The 3,744-nt window shown below is 42.4% G+C and carries 3 protein-coding genes and 1 pseudogene; 3 read left to right on the top strand and 1 reads right to left on the bottom strand.

Features of this window, described 5'->3' with window-relative positions; all coding sequences use genetic code 11:
* From V7Z64_RS12280 to V7Z64_RS12270, 3 genes and pseudogenes are all read left to right on the top strand, one after another.
* The coding region (locus tag V7Z64_RS12280) for a hypothetical protein (protein WP_334110576.1) at positions 1-614 on the top strand (614 nt) is incomplete at its 5' end.
* A gap of 65 nt (positions 615-679) precedes the next feature.
* Positions 680-1,418: pseudogene (locus V7Z64_RS12275) on the top strand (DUF6444 domain-containing protein).
* 286 nt (positions 1,419-1,704) lie between these two features.
* Entirely contained in the window at positions 1,705-2,274 is a 570-nt protein-coding gene (locus V7Z64_RS12270; protein ID WP_297987392.1) for a Uma2 family endonuclease, read from the top strand.
* A gap of 44 nt (positions 2,275-2,318) precedes the next feature.
* On the opposite strand, the gene V7Z64_RS12265 is transcribed toward V7Z64_RS12270, so the two are convergent.
* The coding region (locus V7Z64_RS12265) for an aldehyde dehydrogenase family protein (RefSeq protein ID WP_334110574.1) at positions 2,319-3,744 on the bottom strand (1,426 nt) is incomplete at its 5' end.

The raw sequence follows: 3,744 nt of genomic DNA, 5'->3' as shown, positions 1-3,744 counted from the left end.
TCCTTTTTTTGTTTGGTTGTAAATTTATGTTAGTAAATTTGCTCATCTACAGTAATAAATTAAAAAACGGGGAGGTATTAGATGCTGATATATTAAGCCCAGAACAAGCTGTAAAAAAAGTTAAAGAGGTGAATGGTGAGCTTGTTACAATCACATATTTTTTTCCAGACGGCTCTGCTTCTCAAACTCAATTTACAGATCCCTCTGTTAAAGTTGGAGAGTTGAAGTATGGAAAAACAAGAGGGTACATCTCACCTGATAGTATCTCTGGTGGAAGTTGTTCAACAGGAACATTCACAACATCGTGCACAAACAGACTAGTAAGCTATCAACTAGCCACATACGGATTCTCCTTTTATGCAGACTACACTTTGGTAAGATATGATTATGATTCAATACAGTGGGCTGGAAACTGGAATATTTGGACAGCAGGTGGTACCTATACTAATCCAAGCATGAGAATCATTCGTTCTAAGGAAACAAGCAACGAAAAAGCTGAAGCTAGATTATCAGCAACTCTTAACTTAGCCAATGCTGGTAGTTCCATTTCAAGAAGTCTATCACTAATTGTTGGCAAAGATAGCGCAACCGACAGTTGGAATGCTTATTATTAAAAATATTTTGTAACTATTCAGCCGTATCATAAAGTGGGCTGAATATTTTTTGTATTTCTTATCGCATGTTGACGGTACAACAAGCTGTATTTACAGTAGAGAGCCTCATCGGCAAAGTTCAACAACAAAAAAAGTTGATTGCTCATCAACAACAAGTCATCGGTCAGCTTTTGACAGAAATCCAGCAGCTACGCAAAGAAAATGAACAACTCAAGTATCGCATTCAAGAGCTGGAAGCGCGCACAAAAAAACGGCTCCAGTAGCCATCTGCCCTCATCTTCTGACCGTTTTGCCAACATACGTTCTTCACACGAGCCATCTGGCGAAAAACCAGGTGGACAAGAGGGACATCAGGGAACAACTCTCCGTCAAGTGGAACATCCACATCATCGTGTCGTCCATCGTGTGAACATGTGTCAAGGATGTGGGGCTTCTTTGCGTGAAGTCAAGCCTTTCAAGCTCGACTTCCGTTAAGTTGATCGCATCTTAGCAGAAGTACAGCACCGATTGGAAACGATGACACCTCTCCCGAAAAAGGCACTTGCCTTTGTTCGACGGCTTCAAAAACGAAAGGAAGAAGCGCTTCGTTTCTTGCGAGAAACTCATGTTCCCCTTGACAATAACCAAGCAGGTTAAAGTGAAAGAGAACATCTCTGGCACGTTTCGTGAAGAAACATTCGCCCAGTCTTTTTGTATCACAAGAAGCATCGTTTCCACACTAACGAAACACGAAAAAACGTGTGGGACTCGTTGTGTCTTCTGTTGGCAGGCGAAACGATAGATCGAGTTCTTTCCGCTACCTAGGGTATTTTCTTTGACAGAAATGCCCTATTTATGCTGGGCTTTTTTATACACTAGCACTGGGGTGAAGAGTTACTTATGAAGAATGACAAAATTAAAAAGCTTTTAAACTTACGGAAAAATCTCCTACTAAAAGCATATACATAAGGTTTATTTCCATAAATAAACCAAAAAAATATCACAATATCTTAGTTCAATCGCTTATTTTGTATCCCTACACTTCCTCGCTTTCTTTTGTTAAACTTAAACCGTGAACAAACATACTTTTAAAACAAAAGAGGGTGAAACAATGAGCAATGTCCCTGATCCGAACAAAATTTACTCCTACGCTGACTGGAAAACATGGGAAGGTCGTTGGGAACTTATAAATGGAAAACCGTATAATATGACACCTGCTCCATCTTCAGAACATCAATTTGTAGTAGGGGAATTATATTTTGCATTGCGTCATTTTTTTCAAAATAAACATTGTTATGTTTTTACGGCACCCTTTGATGTATTCCTTAGCAAAAATGAGACATATGAACCCCCTGATGATATTGTTCAACCTGATATTGCAGTTATTTGTAATAAAAATCAAATTGTTAAAAAGGGATGTTACGGATCACCTACGCTTGTTGTCGAGGTATTATCACCTTCAACCGCTTTAAAAGACTACAATGAAAAATTTTATATTTACCAACACTATCGAATTACTGAATATTGGATTGTCGATACAGCTAACAAAATGATTCACGTGTACCATTTGCAGGAAGATGCGTATCAACGGCACGCAACATACGGACAGCAAGACACGTTGCACTCCCCACAATTTGAGGGCTTAGCTATTCCATTAAAGTATGTATTTGCATGGAGTTAAAACGGCTCTTGTTTAGAATGACAAGAGCCGAGCATGTTACGTTTTTATCGGTTCCGGTTGAAGATAATCAGCTTTAGCTCTGTCATTTCTTCGATTGCGTAACGAATGCCTTCTCGGCCAAAGCCACTTTCTTTCACCCCACCATACGGCATATGATCGACACGGAACGTCGGAATATCGTTAATAAGCACCCCGCCGACATGCAGTTTCTCTGCTGCTTCCCATGCGACGTGAACGTTGTCTGTATATACGCCAGCTTGCAATCCATAACGCGAATCATTCACAAGTTCAATCGCTTCATCGATGGAGGAAACTTGATTAATTAACACAATCGGTGCAAATACTTCTTGACATGATACTTTCATTGTCGGTGCCGCGCCTAAAATGACCGTCGGAAGTAAAATATTCCCTTGTCTCTCCCCACCAATAGCCACTGTCGCACCGCCTTGTTTCGCCTCTTCAATCCATTGTAACGAACGCTCGACGTCTTTTTCAGAAATAAGCGCCGATACATCTGTGCTCGGATCAAGTGGATCGCCGACTTTCAACTGCTTTACTGCTGCCACAAACTTTTCGACAAATTCTCTATACCTTTTTTCATGCACGTAAATACGTTGCAACGAAATGCACACTTGTCCTTGAAATGAGAACGCACCAACAATGCATCGCGGAATAATACGATCGATATCCACATGTTCATCAATAATGACCGCTGAGTTTGATCCTAACTCCAACGTCACACGTTTCAGTCCTGCTTTGTTGCGAATGCCGATACCTACCTCAGGACTTCCAGTAAATGTAACCATACTAATACGTGGGTCAGCAACGATTTGATCGCCAACCGTTTTTCCGCTCCCGGTCACGACATTAAGCGCTCCTTTCGGCAGCCCCGCCTGTTCAAACAGTTCCGCGATAAAATACGCCGAAAGAGGCGTTTGGCTCGCAGGTTTTAACACGACCGCATTTCCAGAGGCAATCGCAGGCCCTAGCTTATGCGCTACTAAATTTAAAGGAAAGTTAAATGGGGTAATAGCACCAATGACACCAATTGGTTCTCTCACCGTAAATGCGATGCGGTTTTCGCCACCTGGCGTAGCATCAAGAGGAATCGTTTCCCCATGAATACGCTTCGCTTCTTCGGCAGCAAACTTGTATGTTTGAATGGTGCGTGCTACTTCCGCTTTTGCGGTCGTGATCGGCTTTGCTGCCTCTAGGGCAACGAGCTTCGCCGCTTCATCTGCGCGCTGTTGCAACAACGAAACAACCCGCTCTAAAATCGCCGATCGTTCGTGCGCTGGCAGTTGCGCCATCGTTCGCCGCGCCTCATCGGCCGCCGCAATCGCCCAATTTACATCTTGTTTTGTCGCGATCGGTATCTCCGCCAACACTTCCCTAGAATACGGCGACAAAAGCGGTGTATACGACTCCGACTCTACCCATTCGCCGTTAATGTAAAGTTTCTTTTTTTTA

The sequence above is a fragment of the Anoxybacillus sp. genome (assembly GCF_036834105.1).
GTDB lineage: Bacteria > Bacillota > Bacilli > Bacillales > Anoxybacillaceae > Anoxybacillus.
This window is presented reverse-complemented; position numbering and strand designations above follow the sequence as displayed.

Coding starts and splice junctions, on each gene's coding strand:
- V7Z64_RS12270 (WP_297987392.1), top strand. CDS start 1,705: ATGAGCAATGTCCCTGATCCGAACAAAATTTACTCCTACGCTGACTGG.